Genomic DNA, 20,026 nt, shown 5'->3' with positions numbered 1-20,026 from the left:
ATTATTGATTTAGCATAAGAAATATCCGTGCTAATAGATGTTAGATAAAAATGAAACTTGGCATTAAAAATCTTCTTCCAATGAAAAAGGATCTTTGTCATTGTTCGTCATTACACCAGCCTTCTGATATTCGGCTACTCTTTTTTCGAAGAAGTTGGTTTTGCCTTGAATGGATATCATATCCATAAAATCGAAGGGGTTTGCGCTTTTGTATTCTGGTTCACAGTTCAATTCTACCAACAACCTATCTGCTACAAACTCTATATATTGGCTCATGAGATCGGCGTTCATGCCAATGAGTCGGACAGGCAATGCCTCGCAAATAAATTCTTTTTCAATGGTTACAGCATCAATGATGATCTTCCGGACTTGTTCTCGAGGAAGGATGTTTTCCAAATGCTGGTTATACAACAAGCAGGCAAAATCACAATGCAATCCTTCGTCTCTGGATATAAGTTCATTGGCAAAGGCCAAGCCAGGCATCAGACCTCTCTTTTTTAGCCAAAATATTGAACAAAAGCTACCGCTAAAGAAAATGCCTTCAACAGCAGCAAAAGCGATAAGACGTTCGGCAAAATTTCCATTTTCTATCCATGTTAATGCCCACTCCGCTTTCTTTTGTATACAGGGAATGTTTTCTACTGCATTGAATAGATAATCTTTTTCTTTACTTTCTTGGATATAAGTATCGATGAGTAGGGAATAGGTTTCCGCATGAATGTTTTCCATCATTATTTGAAATCCATAAAAACATCTCGCTTCAGGATATTGGACTTCTTGGAGGAAATTAACGGCTAAATTTTCATTTACAATGCCATCACTGGCGGCAAAAAAGGCCAAAATGTGCTTAATGAAATATTGCTCTTGTTCGGACAGTCTACTATTCCAATCTATAAGATCTTGTTGAAGGTCGATTTCTTCTGCTGTCCAAAAAGAAGCTTCGTGTTGTTTGTACATTTCCCAGATATCGCTGTGCTGGATGGGGAAGAGGACGAAGCGATCTTTGTTTTCACATAATAGTGGTTCGGTTTGCATGACTTTTACTTTAATAATTAAAAAATGTCTGCAAACGGTGATTAAGTTAATGAGCAGGGGTTAATGACATGATGATATATCTATAACCACCTTACTTTTCACACCGAAAGCAATGGATATTACAGACATAGGCAGGTCTTCTGGCTTACCTCACTCTTGAATCACCTTCCCATTTTGTGACTTCTTCGTCTTTAAAACAGTGGTATATAGATTACTCAAGAGCCTTTTAGTAGGTTTTACTTCCTACAATGAGGCTTACAGCTGCGGGGACAGCTCCAGAATATTTTTTAGTTTAACTAAAAAAGCACTGGATTCCCTATTAATTCGTCAAAACCGGAGGGTCTTTTCGAAACCTAAGCTGATACAAAGATGGTGGTAGTTATTTTATTTTTTAGATATTCTTACCAACAAATGTTGATAAATGTATATATGTGTGATAATGAATGACCTAGGAGAGAAGGTCATCTGTATATTTCTTACTTATTATCCATGACTCATTAAACAATGGTATCTGTTCAAAAATTCTTATTCGATTAGAAAATGGCAGGGATGTATAAATATAACAATTTCAATGGTTTAAATTGGATTGGTTAAGAATTTAGTATGCCGTCGATAGAGTATTTTCTACCTCCAATAAACATAATGGCCAAAAATCCTCCAGCGTATAATAGGGCGAATTCTTTGCTGTTTCCAGTGTTGGCATTGGACATAAAGAGTGGATCACCGCTGTGTGCTGTAAAGGCAATTGATATCATGGTAAAGAATAATATGGTTGCGACCCAACGTGTCTTAAAACCCAGAATCAACAGACCTGCACATAATACTTCGGCAAAGATGGCTAGAATTAAGGTTAGTGAAGAAGGTATTCCAAAAACCGACTGAAAGTCAAAATTACCCTCAATAATTTTAACTAATTTATTCCAGCCATGCCCGAATAGTATAAACAATCCAAAGATCAGTCGTAATATTAAACTCGTCATATTTTCATTCATCGAGGATCGTTTCATGGTCTATGTTTTTTGATTTTGGTGGATAGCGATTGGCCTGAATATTGCTACAAAACTAATTTATAAATTAAGAAAAATACCTAGAATTTTAATTCTTTCCAAAAAAAATACTAACAAATTATAATATCAAATTCCTATTATGATTAAATGAAGTAAGTCATAGTAATTTATTGATAATGAGTAGATTTGTTTATTTTGATTCAGGACCTTGTTTTCAATTTATTTGAATAAACCAGGAGTCCTCCCTGACAGTATTTTTACTCTGTGACTTTTGTAACAAATACTTTGTTTTTATTAGTTTAATTTTGGAATTTTTAAATGGTTTACTCCCTATTTTTTAGAACAATAAATAATGTAGAAGAATTGGATAAGTATATTGAAATTTTAACTTCTTCATTTACAGGCTATGGTCATTACCTCTTTCAAGAGATTACTCAACCCTCTTGGCATAACTATTTTTACTGGCTAATTGGATTGTCATTAATGGTCTGGGTAATAGAAATCATTATACCATGGGTAGATCGAGGAACTGCCTTTCGGAAAGATTTTTGGTTGGATGGATTCTATATGATATTCAATTTTTTTATTTTTTCTTTAGTGGGATATAATGCAATTTCCGATGTGGCTGTTGAAATGTTTAATGATGTTTTGGCTTGGGGGGGGATGGAGAATCTTGTAGCCGTCGAAATAGGAAGTTGGCCTGTAGTTTTACAGTGGTTGACCATGTTTGTTGTAGTAGATTTTGTGCAGTGGTTTATCCATATATTGTTGCATCGAATTCCTTTCCTATGGGAATTTCACAAATTACACCATTCGGTAAAAGAAATGGGGTTTGCGGCTCATTTTCGCTTTCACTGGATGGAGATAGTAGTCTATAAGACACTGCAATATATACCATTGGCTATGATAGGTTTTGGTATTCAGGATTTTTTTATAATTCACGTTTTTACTATTCTAGTGGGGCATCTCAATCACAGTAACATTGGATGGGATTATGGACCGTTTAAATATTTGTTGAACAATCCCAAAATGCACATCTGGCATCACGCCAAGATATTGCCATATGAGCATCGTTATGGAGCCAATTTTGGTCAGAGTCTTAGTATTTGGGATTATATTTTTAAAACAGCTTATATCCCAAAGGATGGTAAAAATATTGAGCTGGGATTTCCCGGAGATGAAGAATATCCCCAAGGGGTAAAAAAACAATGGTTGGCCCCTTTTATTAAAAGTTCTAAATCATCCAATTAGTTTTTTATTGCTAGCTAGGGGAGAAATTCGATTACTATTCTGAATTAGCATAATAGACTCTTTCATTTTATCAACTCAAATCCCTAAATTCGTTTAAATTTCGGTTTGTGCTTTATGCAAACCATAAATCATGTTAAACGATACATCAATTTGATTACATATGATACTTTAAATTGTCATGGACATCTCGTTGATCTTCAATCGCCTAAGGTGATGGGAGTACTCAATTTTAATGAAGATTCGTTTTATCCTGCTTCGAGAATTAAGGCCATTGACGATATGATTTACAGTGCCGACAAAATGATTAAAGAAGGGGCATGGTTTATCGATATTGGAGCGATGAGTTCTAGACCAGGTTCCAAGATTTTGTCAGAAGATGAAGAACTAAAAAGGATTAAGATTTACTTCAGTGAATTGAAGTCCACCTTTCCCAAGGCTTTGATATCGGTAGATACGCTGCACAGTAAGGTCGCAGAATGGGTGTTATCCCATGGGGCTGCCATGATCAACGATATCTCTGGTGGCATGTACGACAAAGACATGTTACACGTGGTAGGGAAATATCCTGTTCCATTTGTAATTATGCATATGGAAGGTCTGCCTGAAACCATGCAGAATGATCCTCATTACGAAAATGTAGTGCTCAGTGTATTCGATTATTTTACAGAAAGAATCGAATCAGCTAAAAAAGCCAATATTGTAGACCTAATTTTAGACCCTGGCATAGGTTTTGGTAAGACTATAGTACATAATTTTTCGTTATTACATTATTTGGATGCATATGATGTACTGAGGTTTCCGATATTGGTCGGTGTATCGCGGAAATCCTTTATAAGAAATGTACTCGATGTCAATGTAGAAGAAGCACTCAATGGAACGACTGCTGTTCATATGTTGGCTTTGGCCAAAGGTGCCAAGATACTTCGAGTGCACGATGTCAAAGAAGCCGTTCAGTGTATTAAAATATGGGAGGAATTCAATTCTGATAATATTGTAAATATGGAATTTTAAAACAAGGTTTGACCCTAAATTAAATTGGTGGAAACAGAACAAAAAGATAAATGGAGAATACTTAAGCGAATAGGACTTGGATTGGTTCTATTTGTGGTGTTATTGTTTTCCGGTCTGGTTTTATTCCTCAATTCGTCTACCGTTCAAACCAAAGTAATCAATGGATCATCCCAATTCTTAAAAGATAAGTTGGGTTTAACTGTGTCTGTTGGAAATATTGATTTTCAACCCTTTAATAAAATTCATATACAGAGGTTGTTACTGGCCAAGGAAGGCTTAGATACGATGTTGTACTTGTCCGATGCCACTGTCGCTATAAATGTCAATCCGATTAAATTGATTCGAAAAGAAATTACCTTTTCGAGTGTAAAAGCCGATTCCGTTGTTTTTCGAGGGATATTTAACTATTCCAAAGAAAAATTGAGTGGGAATATGGGACTTACCGAGGAGAATAAAGATCCTATGCGGTTTTTGTTTTCTCCCTGTGAAATTGATGTTAGTTATTTTAATCTTAATTTTAAAGATACGGTAACCAAATTTGATATAGATGTCATTACCGATCAAATCTCTGGTGAAGTAACTTCTGCTAACTTCTCCGATCAATACGCCTTAAAGAATATGGTCATTACCCGTCCCGATGTGACTATTTATGGAGCCAAACAAACGGCAGGAGATCATCCAATTATCAGTTTGTTGTTGGCTGAAATTCAAGCTGAAAAAGATTCAATAGCCATTGCAAACAATATTGTTGACACTGAGGAAAAAAAACATATTTTTTGGTTTTTTGATTTAGATGTCGATGATCTTGAAATTATCGATGGACGTCTTAATGTGTTTAATTGGAACACAGATATAGCTGATTATAACCACACCGTTCATTTTAAAGAAATAAATGGAAGTTTGGGAAAGGGAGATTCCGATGAAAATCACGTATTGGCCAAGGATTTCAGCGTAGGGTTTAATATTGCGGATTCTGTGACCATTAAGCAGGCTTCGTTTGGTAATTTGGAATTGGAAGAGACAAAACTAACAGTGAATGATGTTCACTTTAATGTATTGCAGTCCTATGTCAGTGGAGATCTTGTGTTTGACTTTACAAAAATTCAAAATTTCTTAGATTTTCAGAATCTAGTCAATTGGCAAGCCGATTTACCCGAAGGCCAAATTCACATGGTTGATATAGCTACCTTATTTCCTAGTTTGGCCGACAATGAAGCGATGCAGGGTAATCTCGAGAAAGTTTATCAAGCTGAATTTAAATTGCGGGGCACATTAAACGATTTTACGGCAGAAGAATGGAAATTGTCTGATGATGGATTATTGCTCGGTGGTGGATTTCATATTAAAAACGTATTAAGTGAACTTCCCAATAGATATACTTTTAATTTTAAGAAGACGTCAATACCTAGTTGGTATCTTAAAAAGAATCTCTCTTTTATAGACTTTCCTCTGGGATTGGATTCCTTAGTCAATATTGGCATTTACGGATCCGTTGATGTCAATGGAAATCGCCTGGTCAGTGATTTGACAGCTAAGACCGCATTGGGTATCGTTCATAATCGAACAGAGTTAAATCTAAAAAGTATTAAATACAACACCGAATTTGGACTGAAAAATTTTGATATAGGTACCTTCTTTGCCAATCCCGATTTGGGTAGGGTTAGTTTGACTGCAAACCTCAATGAGGGGGAAAGTTTTAATCTAAATCAAATGACGGCCTTTATTCAAGGAAGGGTAGACTCTATATATTTTAAAGGATATACCTACAAGGATTTTGTGTTAAATGGCCGGGTAGAAAACAATCGATTCAACGGGAGTTTGGGCATGGATAAAGAGGAGTTGGATTTTGTACTCAACGGGATTATCGATTTTTCTGCTATTCCACGGATCAATGTGCTGGGAAGGATAAACAATGCCCAATTAGATGAATTAAATTTATCCGATGTCAGAGTGGCACTTTCAGGAAATGTGGATGTCGACCTCATAGTTATGCCCATCGATAGTCTCAGTGGATATGCTCGTCTCAATAACTTTATTCTCACCCGAGAGGACAGTATAGACTTTCATATGAATGAGATTACCTTCGATGCCAAATCCTGGGGGAATAATTTCAAAGATTGGAAGTTGAGGTCGGATATCTTGTCTATCAATATAGACGGTCAGTTTAATATGGAAAATATTCTAAGTACTACTTATGAGATTCTGAAAAGTCGCCATCCTCAGATTATCAGTTATTTTCCCGATGTCAATCTGTCTTCGGATACCATTTATTCCAATGACTTTACTATGGTAATTGATGTCAATGATACCCAGGAGTTTAGTCACTTAATCAATGCAAAATTGGATACGATCCACGATCTAAATCTTTCGTTAACCTATAGAAACAGGGGGAGAGAAAATTTTGAGTACTACTTTCAAGCATCGGCACCAAAGATTCAATTTGATAAAAATATTATAGAGGCTCTCAATATTAATGCCAGTGGCAGTAAGACGGATAACGAATGGATAGTGTATGCAGATAATTTTCACTCGGGTAATTTATTTGTCGACAGTTTGCAGCTAAACGCCAAATTAATTGGCGATCAATTGGGCTTTAAATTGGAAACCAAATCGATTAACAATATCGTAGATCGTTTTTATATAGCGGGTAGTAATGAGTTTCAGGCCGACAAAAATTTTGAGCTGGGCATAGATAGTTCTTCTTTTGAGTTGTTGAAGCGCGAATGGATGCTCAATCAAGAAAACTCCATCAGTGTGGGAAAAGGAAGGTTGTTTGTGGATAATCTTGTCTTTACTTCTGGTGATAGAAATCTATATGTCCAGAGTGCTACTGATGAATCCATGGTGGCAGGAGTGCGAAATGTAGATATTCAGTTTTTAGATCGATTTTTTCCCAATGGGAAATTTAAATTTAGCGGCAGTGGTGATGTCGTGATTGGGGTTGAAAATATTTTTAATCTCACTGGTTTAGAGGTTGAAACCATTGTTCAAGATATGGTAATCAACAATGAAAATTTTGGTACATTTACGACCTTGTTCTATACATTGGGACTTCAACAAATGGCCAATGTCTCTATGAATTTTGAGAACAAGGGGAAGAAAACCATGATCGCTAAGGGAGCTTATGATATATTCAATAAAGACGAGAATAAGATACCCATATTTGATTTTGACATTCAAGCCAATCAATTTCCAATATTGGTATTAGAGTTTTTGATGTCCGATATCATTAATCAAACCTCTGGATATGTCAATGCTTCTGTCACTTTGGAAAGTGATGGTCAACAGGCGGATATTGGGGGACGTGCCTTGATCAACGGTAAAACCACGATACCATTGTTGGGTACAGAATACAAGTTTATTAATTCAGGAGTGGATTTGTCCAATGATTTAATTGATTTTGACGATATCAATATGGTGGATTCAGAGGGGAACTTAGCTGATGTTTCCGGAGGGATAAGACATGATCATTTGACCAATTTTAGGATGGATACTAGGGTGTCTTCCGATAAATTTTTGCTGTTAAATACTCAGAACACCGAAGGAGCTTTATTTTATGGACGAGGCCTGGGCAAGGCATCACTTCACATTTCTGGCCCGTTTACTCAACTGAATATGGATGTTCAAGCTCGAACAGGACCTACATCACATATCTCTATCCCTATATCATCGACGATATCGGTGGATCGAAATGAAGATTTCTTTATTAATTTTATTAGCAATAATACTTTTGAAGAATACGACAATATCAAAGTAGACAACGGACGATTTAAGATAGAAGGACTAAAACTAAATCTAGATTTAACCCTTACGGAAGATTGTGAAGTTTCCATTATTCTCGACGAATCTTCCGGAGATATTCTAAGATCTCGAGGTTTTAGTGAACTGCATATGGAGATGAGTCGTTCCGGCAATTTTACCATGCAGGGAACCTATGAAGTGATTTCTGGGCAATATTTATTTGCACAATTGAACTTTACGCGAAAATCGTTTAAAATAAATAGGGGAGGGACCATTACTTGGAATGGGGATCCTCTCGATGCCAAAATTGACCTTGATGCTTCGTATTCAGTGCGTACTCCACCTTACAATTTTATTATCGAATACCTAAACGTAAGTGATGATCGATTGCAAGAGTTGGCGCAGAATGCAACGCCAGTCGATTTGTTTCTTCATCTCAGTGGTGACTTGTTTTCACCCGAGATCAATTTCAACATTGAATTCCCTGAATTGTCAGGTCAAATCAAAAATTACGTGGAAGATCGAATGAGGGTATTAAAAGATGATCAGAATGAAATCAATAAACAAGTATTCGGTTTGTTGATAGCGCGATCTTTTATCCCCAGTGTATCATCGGTGGTAAATATTGATGGGACGGTTGTGAATACGGTGTCTGAAGTGCTGACCAATCAATTGTCTTTCTTTATTACGGAATATCTGCAGTCGTCACTGGATGATGTAGCCTTTATTTCCGATATAGAACTCAATGTAGGTTATAATGTATATCGAAATTCCTATGAACGTGACGTCAACACCGGGGTGAAAACGGGTAATGAAATTATTTTACAACCAGAGTTTGGATTTTTGGACAATCGACTGCGAATCCGAACAGAAGCCAATCTTTTAACGGGATCGGCTTTTAATGCCAATACTTTGATTACTCATGATTTTGTAATAGAATACGCCATCACTGAGGATCATCGCCTAAAGGCCAATCTATATCAAAGAACAGAACCATATCGAACTGAGAAAAATGCCAAATTCGGTGTCGGTCTTAGCTATAGGAAGGAATTTGACAGTTTCTATAATTTTATTTTTGGTTCGAGATCGAAATCCGAATTGTAAAACATTTTCTGTATACTATCTATCTTCTTGAGAAGATGGATGCCTTCTATCTTAACTCATACATTCTTTTTCCATTGACGGTTCACCCAACCATCATGGTATATATTGCGAAAGAGGAATCACTTTAGTTATTCGTTTATACTTAGATTGTATTAAAAGCCATGCGTTGTTGTAGAAGAAATGCATCTACCAAGGTTATAGCAGCCATGGCGTCTACAATGGGGACCGCTCTAGGAACTACACAAGGGTCGTGTCTTCCCTTGCCATCCAAATCCACTTCTTCTCCCTGGGTATTGATCGACTTTTGTCGTTGAATAATAGTAGCCACCGGTTTGAAAGCTGCATTAAAATATATAGGCATACCATTAGAAATGCCTCCTTGGATGCCCCCGGAGTAGTTGGTTTTCGTTCTCATGTTTCCATCACTGTCAACGTAGAATAAATCGTTGTGTTGAGATCCATTCATAGATACTGATGAAAATCCACTTCCAATTTCAAATCCTTTACAGGCATTTATGCTCAACATGGCCTTACCCAACTCAGCATGGAGTTTGTCAAACACAGGTTCGCCCATTCCAGCGGGATAGTTATTGATGATACAAGTAACTACACCTCCTATGGTGTCACCATTTTTACGGGTTTCCAGAATCAATTCTTCCATTTTTAGGGCAGTATCCGCATCTGGACAGCGGACGATATTGGATTCTATAAGACTGGTATCAATCTGATCAATAGGAGTGTCGAGTTTGATATTTCCCACTTGAGATACGTAACTGTGGATGGTCACATTCATTTGTGCCAATATGGCTTTGGCCACACTTCCAGCTGCTACACGCATGGCTGTTTCTCTGGCCGATGATCGACCCCCACCTCGGTAATCTCTAAATCCGTACTTTTCATTATAGGTATAATCTGCATGAGAAGGTCGGAAAGTATCTTTGATGTGGTTGTAATCTTTGGATTTTTGATCTTGGTTGAGAATAACCATGCCAATGGGTGTTCCTGTAGTTACTCCTTCAAAGATTCCAGACAAAATATCGATTTGATCTTTCTCTTTTCGTTGAGTTACAATCTTAGATTGTCCAGGTCTGCGGCGATCCAAATCGCGTTGGATATCTTCTATATTGATTTTAATGCCTGAAGGACAGCCATCTATAATAACGCCAAGCCCTTTGCCATGCGATTCTCCGAATGTTGAAATTCTAAAAATTTTTCCAAAACTATTTCCACTCATAGATATTATTAATAGGTATCGAAAATTTGAAAACCAAAATTAGGTAAATTTTATTTATTTAAGACCAATATGGCAATGGTATCGTATAGAATAGTCCAGGTTGAATTATAAAAGTGGTTGTATTAAAAGCTTGATTTGGGTTTAAAATTGATTTGTTGGGAAGTTTTATATTTGCCGTTGTTTAAATTTAATTCATTGGTTTTTTAATTTTGTCCTATAATTGCCACTATGATTATATATCCAGAAACATTTTCCGAAGACATCGAGTTCGATCAAATTTTGACATTGACGGCCAATTTGGTACAGGGGGGCAGGGCTAAAGAACATATAAAAGCGACTCAACCCTATCAAAATTATGATCTCTGGGTTCAAGAATTGAACTATGTTGAAGAAATGAAGTCGATTATGCTGAATGGGTTCCAATTGAATATCGGTGAATACGCCGAATTGGAGGATTATTTCAGCCGACTTGAGATTGAGAATTATTCCTTGTCTGTGGAAGAAGTTCTTGAAATTCGTCAGTTTCTAATGGTCATCAGTTCGCTTAGGGATTGGGGCAAAAATTCAACGGTTAAATCAACTTCAGTGTTTAAAGATAATGTGGCTCATATTCCACCTCCTCTATTTCCACTGCTCGACCAATTGAACAAGATTTTTGAGCCCGATGGGTCTATACACCGGAAAGCCAGTCCAACTCTTGAGAAATTATACCAGCAATTGGACAAAATGGAAAAGACCATACACAGTGTGTTTCAGCAGGTATTGGGCAAATACAAAGGGGGCGATTTGTTGAGTGAGCCTTTTGAAAGTTATAAGAATGGAAGAAGAGTTCTCTGCGTAGCCATCGAAAATAAGAGAAGGGTTAGAGGGATAATTCAAGATGAGTCGGCTTCTGGGAAGACCGTCTATATAGAACCAGAAGAAATGATATCTCTGTATCAAGATTCATTTAATTTGCGAAGTGATATTAGACAGGAAGTCAATAAGATCATCCGTCAAATATGTGCCAGTATTCGATCGCTATTATTTTATTTAAAGGAAGGCTATAATATCCTCACCTTTGTGGATATTTGGTGTGGAAAAGCCGAACTGGCTTTAAAAATGCAAGCTTCCTTACCTCAGTTAAAATCTAGTCCATTTATACAATGGTTTCAAGCTTATCATCCACTGTTGTTACTTAAAAATAATGCGGTAAATAAAAAAACCATACCATTTGAGCTCAATATGCAACCCCCCAATAAAATGGTATTGTTATCTGGTCCCAATGCTGGAGGGAAGTCGATATTGTTGAAAGCGGTAGCCCTGAATCAAATGATGATTCAATGTGGTTTTTTGATTCCTGTCGATCCGCGTTCTACCTGTGGGATTTTTAGTCGAATGTTTGCTGACATAGGAGATCAACAGTCTTTGGAAGAGGATTTGAGTACCTATAGTTCGCATTTAAAGAATATGAAAAATTTTGTTGATTTATCAGACTCGAAGTCTCTCGTGTTTATCGATGAGATGGGAAGTGGTACAGATCCCCAGTATGGAGGAGCTATATCGGAAGCAGTCTTAAATAAATTGAACAAAAAGCGGGTATGGGGTATAGTTACCACCCATTATTTTAATTTGAAAATGTATGCCGATCAACAAAAAGGCATTATCAATGCTGCGATGAGTTTTGATAAAAAGCATTTGGAGCCTACCTATCGTTTTGTTTTGGGACAGCCGGGGAGTTCTTTTGCCTTTGAAATTGCCAAAAAGACGGGCTTAGATAATGGAATAATAGAGTACGCCAAGAAAAAGTCTGGTAAAAACAAATGGGCTATTGAGGAGATGTTGGTTAATTTGGAAAATGAAAAGACGGTTCTTGCCAAAAAAGAAAAGGAGTTAGCGGAAGAAAAGAAAAAGATTGACAAACTACTTAAGAGCAATCAATCTCTAGCTAATGAATTGACCTATCAAAAGAAAAAATGGAAGATAGATCGCAAGAAGGAGGTTTACAATGAAACCGAATTGGCGAGAAAGGCTTTAAAGCAAAAGTTAAAGGAGTTGCAATCCAAAGATAATATTGAGATAGCAAAAGCAATGGAAGCCGATATCAAAGAAGAACAAGGACAATTAAAGGAAGAGATAAAAGATTTGTCGGCATCAGTGGTAAAACATGAGAAAATACCCAAAGACTTCTTTAAGAATATTAAGGTGGGCGACTTTGTCAAACTCAAAGATGGCGAAACATCAGGGGAAGTCATGTCCATTCAAAAAAATAAGGTTGTATTACAGTCTGGTATAATAAGATTGACGGTAGCCAAGGCTGATTTGCGTCCGGGGCGTGAACCCCTCAATATAAAAAGAACGACTTCAGTTGCATTGAAGTTGAACCAATCAAAAGAGTCTATGGAAACCAAGATTGATATCAGAGGATATTCTGTGGCCGAAGCACAGAAGGAATTGTTTCAATTTATGGATGATGCTCTTGTTTCAAATGCACACGAATTGCGTATACTTCACGGTAAGGGTAGCGGTGTATTAAAGCGATTGGTCAGAGATATTTTGCAAGAATTTAAGGCCATTAAGGAAATTAGTCATCCCGAACCCAATAAGGGGGGGGATGGGGTTACCATTGTTAAATTTTAGAATTTGTCAATATATTGTAAGACAAATGTTTGTGTTTGATTTTGATATTGAAATTTATAATTTCAAAAAGGATTTTCATTTTTGATGAAAAAGTTGTCTTATTACAAAGAAGGAGGTTTGTATTTTCCTGTAAATATCGAATATAAAGAGTTGTAAATTCTATTCCCATTTATATATTTTATGACATGATTGTCTTGTTATTCCTTCGGAGGCTAGAGGGGAAATCGAATTCGATAAAAAATTCCTATGTCGTAGGTGGGGTGTTATATGAAGACTTCAATTGTGTGATTTGGCAGCCAATGTGATAAGGTCGCGATAGACCTTATCACTGGCCGACCTAAACATTTCTTTTGGGGAAAACAATGGGGAATGTAAAAAAATTCAATAATAAAGAGACAACCGTGGGGTGTTAGATTGTCTCTTTAAAATTTTTTACTCACCAATGATGGGTTAATCTGGGTTAAGTAACTACATACTATTATACGAGCGGCGATTAATAATATTAATACCGAAACGAACGAGGTATGCGTCTCTTGTATAGATTTCAATAGTAAATGTAAATATTTGTTACGACTTAACTTTGTAGTAATTCTTCAGTCTTGTAGAATAAATTCGATACAAGTGGTTCGATTTATATGCAGGAACATCGGGAAATAACCATAATAGTTATAAATATTAAGTGTAGAAATATGTAATTGAATTTTAGTATCTAAAGAAACATTAAGGCAATATAATGGATTGTCGGACGAAATTCAAGACTATAATTCGACAATTATTAAATTTATATTAGCTTAGAGAAGGAAAAACAGCTGTTTTGTTGAAAGCTTAATGATTATGTATTTTGATATTCCAAATAATGGCAGTAATCTTGCAATTTTAAAACCAAAAATTAAATCTAACTGGTTTTTTGTAAACAAAAGACCAATAAATCAAAAGTTAAATTATGGCAGGGAATATCACTTTTACAATGATTAAACCAGATGCAGTAAAGAACGGACACATTGGTGCCATTTTGGCTCAGATCAATGCGGGCGGATTTAGAATTGTTGCGATGAAATACACAAAACTATCAGCTGAGAAGGCTGGGGAGTTTTATGCAGTACACAAAGAGCGACCGTTTTATGGTGAATTGGTAGAATTTATGTCTTCAGGACCTATAGTGGCCGCTGTATTGGAGAAAGACAATGCAGTTGCAGATTTTAGAACGCTAATTGGAGCCACCAATCCCGCAGAAGCAGCTGAGGGTACTATTCGAGCTAAATATGCTACTAGTATTGGTGAAAATGCGGTTCACGGATCAGATTCAGATGAAAATGCGGCCATAGAAGCGGCATTCCATTTTGCACAAACGGAAATGCATTAATAAGCATGCCAGAAAAAGGGATACTGGAATTAAAAATATTTTTGGAAAAGCCAAGAAAGATCTTTTTAGCTTCTCATCGGAATCCCGATGGGGATGCATTGGGGTCTACCTTGGCTTTTTATCACTATCTGTCTCAAAATGGACATGAGGTATCTATGGCATTTCCATCTGAGTTTCCTCCGATATACAGTTGGATGCCTGGTTCAGATAAAATCTTAATATACGATCGACAATCCGAAGAAATAAATAAATGTATTGCTAATGCCGAATTGTTTATCTTTGTAGACGCCAATAATTTGTCGCGAATAGATAAAATGGGCTTGGAGATGCAAAAATACGAAACACCTTTGTTTTTAGTCGATCATCATTTAGATCCTGATTTGACAAGTCTATATTATTATGCTTTTCCAGGTGAGAGTTCGGCATGTGATTTGGTCTTCGATGTATTGACAGAGTGGGAGCAAAAGAAGTATATTGAAAATATTGACATTGCTACTTGTCTATACACCGGAATTTTGACAGATACAGGGACTTTCTCTTATAATACCTCTCCAAAACTTTTTGAAAAGTTGTCTAGGTTAATGTTGGCGCCATTTAATCATATAGAGATACAAAACAAAATCAATAACGCATTACCGGAAAAAAATCTTCGGTTATTGGGATATTGTCTCTATCATAGATTGGAAATAATTCCTGAATACAGAGCGGGTATTATATTTTTAACCAAGTCAGATTTTGAAAAATTTAATATTCAACGCGGAGATGCAGAGGGTATTGTCAATTACATTTTAAAGATCAATAATATTGATATTGCGGTTTTGTTTACCCAGCAACCCACAATTACCAAGATATCATTTCGTTCTTTGGGCGACTACAATGTAGAAGAAATCGCTAAAAATTATTTTAATGGCGGTGGTCATAAAAATGCATCTGGGGGCAGTCATTTTAAAGGACTGAAATCAGCTATTACGTTGTTTAAAGAGCATTTGCCAGAATTTTTTAATAAATATAAAACAATTAATTAATGAGAATTTTATCTCTTCTATTATTAGTCTTAGGTCTGTGGTCTTGTTCGAGTGAGCAAATGGGCGACAAACCGAGCTACGAAGGTGTAACCGCCGACGGTTTCAAATTTAATATCTATTCCTCGACCAAAAGTGATCAAATAACTGAGCCGGGAAAATATATTTATTTTACCTCTGCTGTATTGTTAGATGATACTATGAATTTGCAGCCAAAGAGTGAAGTGATCAGAATGTTGGTCCCTACGGATTCGGCTTTAATGGTTACTCCCAATCCTGTTATTGACGTATTATCTAGAATGGTACCAGGTGATTCGGCCAATGTATATATTGAATTGGATTCTATTCCTCAAGCAAAAATGCAATTCCCCAACAACAAATTTGTTAACAACTATTTCATCGTTGAAGATATCGTAGATGAAGATCAATATTTAGACGATATTGCTAAGGAGAAGGAAGAAGCGATGAAAATGATGAAAGAATCTCAAGCCAAAGAAGGTGAGGTAGCAACAACTATCGAAGATTTATTGGGCAAATACAAAAAAGGTGAATTGGATGGTTCTTTAGAGAAATTGGAATCCGGCCTTCAAATCTATAACATTGAAGAAGGTATCGGTGAGGCCTTGGGAAATGGAAATGCTAAGGTTCATTATTACGGAGTATTGGAATCCGATGGTAGCGAATTCGATAATTCATTTAAAAGAGGTACTCCTTTTTCCTTTAATGTAGGTGCTGGTATGGTTATCCCAGGATGGGACGAAGGCGTGGCCAAATTGAAAGAAGGTAGTAAATCATTGTTGTTTATCCCTTCTGAATTGGGATATGGCGAGACTGGTTCTGGTCAAGCAATACCGCCTAATTCAAACTTAGTATTTTATATAGAAGTTTTAAAATAAGTTAATATGACTAGTGATCAACTACAGGATTTGAAAAATCGTTTGTCACTGCTAAAACAATATCTTTGACGTTGCTAATCGCAGTATTCAAATAGAAGAAAAACAACAAGCGACCTTAGATCCTTCATTTTGGGATCAGCCAGATAAGGCCGAATCCATTTTGAAAGAAATTAAGGGATTAAAATTTTGGGTTGAAATGTATCAGAGTGCTCAGACTGCATTTGAAGATGTAGAAGTGCTCTATGAATTTTATAAAGAAGAGGAAGTATCTGAAGAAGAATTAGATACTTCCTATTCTAAAGCTTTAGCTGTTTTTGAAGATGTAGAGTTTCGAACCACCTTGAATCAACCCGAGGATGCCCTAAATAGTATTTTAGATATCAACGCCGGTGCTGGTGGAACAGAAGCCTGTGATTGGGCCGATATGTTGATGCGGATGTACATTATGTGGGGGGAGAAAAGTGGTTTTAAAGTAGTGGAATTATCTCGACAAGACGGCGATATTGCTGGTGTTAAATCCGTTAGTCTAGAAATCAGTGGAGACTATGCCTTTGGGATGTTAAAGGGGGAAAACGGTGTGCATAGATTGGTGCGTGTCAGTCCTTTTAATTCTCAGGGTAAAAGAATGACTTCATTTGCCTCTGTTTTTGTTCATCCTATGGTAGACAATGATATAGAAATCGAAATCAATCCCGCTGATCTAGAATGGGACACCTTTAGAGCATCTGGTGCTGGTGGACAACACGTAAACAAAACAGAATCAGCCGTAAGAGTTCGCCATTTACCTTCAGGTTTGGTGGCAGAATGTCAGCAAGAACGATCCCAACATATGAATCGAGAGAAAGCCTTGCAGGTATTAAAATCTAGATTGTATGAATTGGAATTGGAAAAGCAGCGCGCTCAAAAGGATGAAATAGAGTCTGGTAAACAGAAAAACGAGTGGGGATCACAGATTCGCAGTTATGTGCTTGATGATCGAAGAGTTAAAGATCACAGAACGGGATTTGAGACTAGAAATCCGGATAATGTTTTGGACGGGAATATAGATGGCTTCTTGAAAGCTTGGTTAATGGAACAAGCTGGAAAATAATTCTTTACTCTGTTTTGGTTTTCTAATAATTATTGTAATTTAATAGCAAAAATTATGGCTCGATTACATTTCGTTGTTTTGTTGTTATTGACCCAAATAGGATGGGCTACATTGTCGGTTGCTCAAAATTCAGCTACGGATTTACAAGGTGTCTATAAGGATGCATCCAACGCCGATAATATATTGGTCATGCAGGATGGCTATTTTTCCGTGACTTCGTTTTCATCCGAACCTTCCAATTTTATCTATACCCTTGGCGGTCATTACGAGACACAGGGATCCGAACTCAATGTCGAAATAGATTTTCATTCCGCTGATGCTAGTTTAGTTGGTGAATATTTTGCTATACCCATGGTATACGATGGGAAAACCTTGACAGTAGATCGGCCTGATGGGTTTGAACAAAAGTGGATAAAACAGGATGAATCTTCTCAAGGATTGGCCGGAATTTGGCGAATATCAGGTAGAAAAGTAAACGATGAGATTCAATCTATACCCAAAAGAGCGAGACAAACTCTGAAGGTTTTGTCCGATGAGAGATTTCAATGGATCGCTATGAATACTGAAACTGGAGAATTTTTTGGAACCGGTGGAGGAAGATATACTTATAAGAATGGAAAGTATACCGAACACATCGAGTTCTTTTCTCGTGACAATTCAAGAGTCGGTATGAAACTCGAATTTAATGGAGAAGTCATCGATGGTAACTGGCATCACAGTGGCAAAAGCTCTAAAGGTAGTCCAATCTATGAAATCTGGTCAAAAGTAAAATAACATGTTTTTTTCCTGATAACGATTCCCGTTGTCAGATATAGCAGCCTTTACCCACTTAATGTATGGATTTTAGTCAAGTTGATCTTAAAAAGTTTTTAAAGGCCGCCATAAAAGTTAGATTTCAAGGAATCAGTCCCTATGATTTTGAGGATTTTATAGGAAAGTTGTTCTTAGACAATGGCTACAAAGTTGAGAATACCAACTATTCTGGTGATTTTGGGGCTGATCTTATCCTCGATAAAGACGGTGTTAAAACAGTAGTCCAAATTAAACGCTATCACGAGGATCACAAAGTAGGAGTTCAAGATATCAATCAAGTTCTTGGAGCTGCCAAATATTATGGAGGTCATCAAATAATGATCGTTACAACTTCTTCTTTTACTCAACCCGCTATAGAATTGTGTAAGAAAACTCAGGTATTTTACTGGGATTGGCAGGTTTTAAAAGATGCAGTATACAATACTTATCAAATCGACGATGAATGGCTGTACGATATTGATGGGAGCACAGAAAATAAGAATGATGATGTTTTTAGACTATCGGTTATTGAAGTTGAGGTAGATGAACATATTGAGTCCATTGCAGAACCATTGACCAAAGTCGTTCTGGAGTTGGAAAACATCAGTGGCAAAAATGCCCATGTGTTTATAGATTTACCCATATTGTTGACCCAGAACAACAAACAGTACAATGCCGTTCAGTGGGTAAAAAACTATTTTAGCTCAGGGGTTATTTTTAACGGTGCTTCGGTGGAGATAGCCTGTTATTTTTTAGAGGATCACCTTTCTCAAGTTCACAAGGAGGATAAGATTTTATTGCCTACCAGTGTCCCTTCGCTCTCATTTATGAACACATTGTCTGCTCCACTTAGTCCAGACGATCAGCGGTGTTTTGTAGTATCCTTTGCATTTAATCGTTTTTCTTCTGAATATTATACAGCTATTCGATTTCGCGATCAACAATTGTTAACCTATTTTTGGGGTAGGCAGTTGGTATCACTCTATTATATATTGAGTCCAATCATGGTTGAGATAATAAGACCATTTCCGTTTTTACAGAAAATGTTTAGGCGAATAATTTATAGGTTATTAAAATCAATGACCGGAGGCGAGTGACTATGTATCACCGCTTAAATTTTTCTATTTTTTAATTGTTTTTAATCCTAAGAAAGACAGTAAAATATAGGCTAATCCAGAAACGATTCCGATCATTCGCCAGTCAACAAACGCTATAATTACACTGAGTAAAATTAGTATAAGACTTTTAATAGTGCTGGGACTTTTGAGTGGACTAATGGTAAATTTTAAAAATGCAAGGTTGACATTCATTAGTATGGCCAATATACAGGAGATAATTAAAATCAAATATGGCTGAGTTAGAAAGGGGAAAATATATGCATTTTGCGGAGTGGCGAACAACCATAGGCCCATGACTATCCATGCCATAGCCGGTGTTGGCATTCCACTAAATCCCTGTACGTCTGAAGGGGTAATATTGAATTTTCCCAATCGAAAGGCAGCAGCTGCTGGCAAAATGAAAATTGCAAGGAAATAGGGTTGCTCGGGGATGTATACGGTTCTTTCTATTAGGTCTAATAACAAAAAGGTAGGCAGTAGGCCAAAGGATATTAAATCGGCCAAAGAATCGAGTTGTTTACCTATTTCACTTGTCTGATTTAATAATCTGGCCATAAATCCATCTAAGAAATCAAAGAGAAGTGCAGCAAGAAATAAAACTATAACTGCAGTATAGTTATTGATTAAGGTGCAATAAATGGCAATGGATCCAGCTATTAAGTTAAGTAAAGTTAAAATATTAGGTATGTTGACCATATTTTGTTGAGATTTTAATAAAAATCTGTCTTTTGTGACCAAGCAAA

14 protein-coding genes and 1 riboswitch are annotated in these 20,026 nt (G+C 36.6%); of the genes, 10 read left to right on the top strand and 4 right to left on the bottom strand.

The window, feature by feature from the left end:
• Positions 1-63: 63 nt before the first annotated feature.
• Positions 64-1,035, bottom strand: coding sequence for a ribonucleotide-diphosphate reductase subunit beta (locus LVD51_RS11940; protein ID WP_236971608.1), 972 nt, complete (start codon positions 1,033-1,035; stop codon positions 64-66).
• A gap of 113 nt (positions 1,036-1,148) precedes the next feature.
• Positions 1,149-1,407: riboswitch (cobalamin riboswitch) on the bottom strand.
• A 218-nt stretch (positions 1,408-1,625) separates the two neighbouring features.
• A complete protein-coding gene (locus LVD51_RS11935; protein WP_236971607.1) occupies positions 1,626-2,042 on the bottom strand; it encodes a DoxX family protein in 417 nt (138 codons plus the stop codon).
• A 363-nt stretch (positions 2,043-2,405) separates the two neighbouring features.
• On the opposite strand from LVD51_RS11935, the gene LVD51_RS11930 reads away from it, so the two are divergent.
• From LVD51_RS11930 to LVD51_RS20135, 3 genes are all read left to right on the top strand, one after another.
• The gene (locus LVD51_RS11930) at positions 2,406-3,293 is read left to right on the top strand and encodes a sterol desaturase family protein (protein WP_394803171.1); all 888 of its coding nucleotides are present in this window, start codon (positions 2,406-2,408) and stop codon (positions 3,291-3,293) included.
• Between the two features lie 114 nt (positions 3,294-3,407).
• Positions 3,408-4,304, top strand: coding sequence for a dihydropteroate synthase (gene folP / locus LVD51_RS11925; protein WP_236971605.1), 897 nt, complete (start codon positions 3,408-3,410; stop codon positions 4,302-4,304).
• A gap of 27 nt (positions 4,305-4,331) precedes the next feature.
• Entirely contained in the window at positions 4,332-9,149 is a 4,818-nt protein-coding gene (locus LVD51_RS20135) for a translocation/assembly module TamB domain-containing protein (protein WP_236971604.1), read from the top strand.
• Between the two features lie 142 nt (positions 9,150-9,291).
• Here the strand turns inward: LVD51_RS20135 and aroC are convergent, their stop codons facing one another.
• Positions 9,292-10,383, bottom strand: a complete 1,092-nt coding sequence (gene aroC, locus LVD51_RS11915) for a chorismate synthase (protein WP_236971603.1) — start codon at positions 10,381-10,383, stop codon at positions 9,292-9,294.
• A 228-nt stretch (positions 10,384-10,611) separates the two neighbouring features.
• Here aroC and LVD51_RS11910 point away from each other — a divergent pair, with 228 nt between their 5' ends.
• The 7 genes from LVD51_RS11910 to LVD51_RS11880 all read left to right on the top strand — a co-directional run bounded on the left by LVD51_RS11910 (position 10,612) and on the right by LVD51_RS11880 (position 19,262).
• Positions 10,612-13,002, top strand: coding sequence for an endonuclease MutS2 (locus LVD51_RS11910; RefSeq protein WP_236971602.1), 2,391 nt, complete (start codon positions 10,612-10,614; stop codon positions 13,000-13,002).
• Between the two features lie 943 nt (positions 13,003-13,945).
• Positions 13,946-14,365 (top strand): nucleoside-diphosphate kinase, encoded by a 420-nt coding sequence (locus LVD51_RS11905; protein WP_236971601.1) that lies wholly within the window; start codon positions 13,946-13,948, stop codon positions 14,363-14,365.
• A 41-nt stretch (positions 14,366-14,406) separates the two neighbouring features.
• On the top strand, positions 14,407-15,390 hold the full coding sequence (locus LVD51_RS11900) for a DHH family phosphoesterase (protein ID WP_236971600.1): 984 nt from the start codon (positions 14,407-14,409) through the stop codon (positions 15,388-15,390).
• A complete protein-coding gene (locus LVD51_RS11895; RefSeq protein WP_236971599.1) occupies positions 15,390-16,283 on the top strand; it encodes an FKBP-type peptidyl-prolyl cis-trans isomerase in 894 nt (297 codons plus the stop codon). The genes LVD51_RS11900 and LVD51_RS11895 overlap by 1 nt, the downstream gene beginning before the upstream one ends.
• A gap of 6 nt (positions 16,284-16,289) precedes the next feature.
• Positions 16,290-17,373 (top strand): peptide chain release factor 2 gene (gene prfB, locus LVD51_RS11890; RefSeq protein WP_236971598.1). Its coding sequence is split into 2 segments (ribosomal slippage): positions 16,290-16,349 and positions 16,351-17,373, totalling 1,083 coding nucleotides; the frame shifts between segments, so codons are not numbered across the junction.
• Positions 17,374-17,427: 54 nt separating this feature from the next.
• Positions 17,428-18,147, top strand: a complete 720-nt coding sequence (locus LVD51_RS11885) for a hypothetical protein (RefSeq protein ID WP_236971597.1) — start codon at positions 17,428-17,430, stop codon at positions 18,145-18,147.
• A 62-nt stretch (positions 18,148-18,209) separates the two neighbouring features.
• Complete coding sequence (locus LVD51_RS11880) at positions 18,210-19,262, top strand: restriction endonuclease (RefSeq protein ID WP_236971596.1); 1,053 nt, start codon at positions 18,210-18,212, stop codon at positions 19,260-19,262.
• 24 nt (positions 19,263-19,286) lie between these two features.
• Here LVD51_RS11880 and LVD51_RS11875 read toward each other — a convergent pair whose 3' ends face one another.
• Complete coding sequence (locus tag LVD51_RS11875; protein WP_236971595.1) at positions 19,287-19,979, bottom strand: CDP-alcohol phosphatidyltransferase family protein; 693 nt, start codon at positions 19,977-19,979, stop codon at positions 19,287-19,289.
• Positions 19,980-20,026 lie beyond the last annotated feature (47 nt).

This window comes from Membranihabitans marinus (assembly GCF_021729155.1).
Classification (GTDB): Bacteria; Bacteroidota; Bacteroidia; order Chitinophagales; family Saprospiraceae; genus Membranihabitans; species Membranihabitans marinus.
The sequence above is the reverse complement of the archived record's forward strand: the minus strand, read 5'-3'. Positions and strand labels throughout refer to the sequence as shown.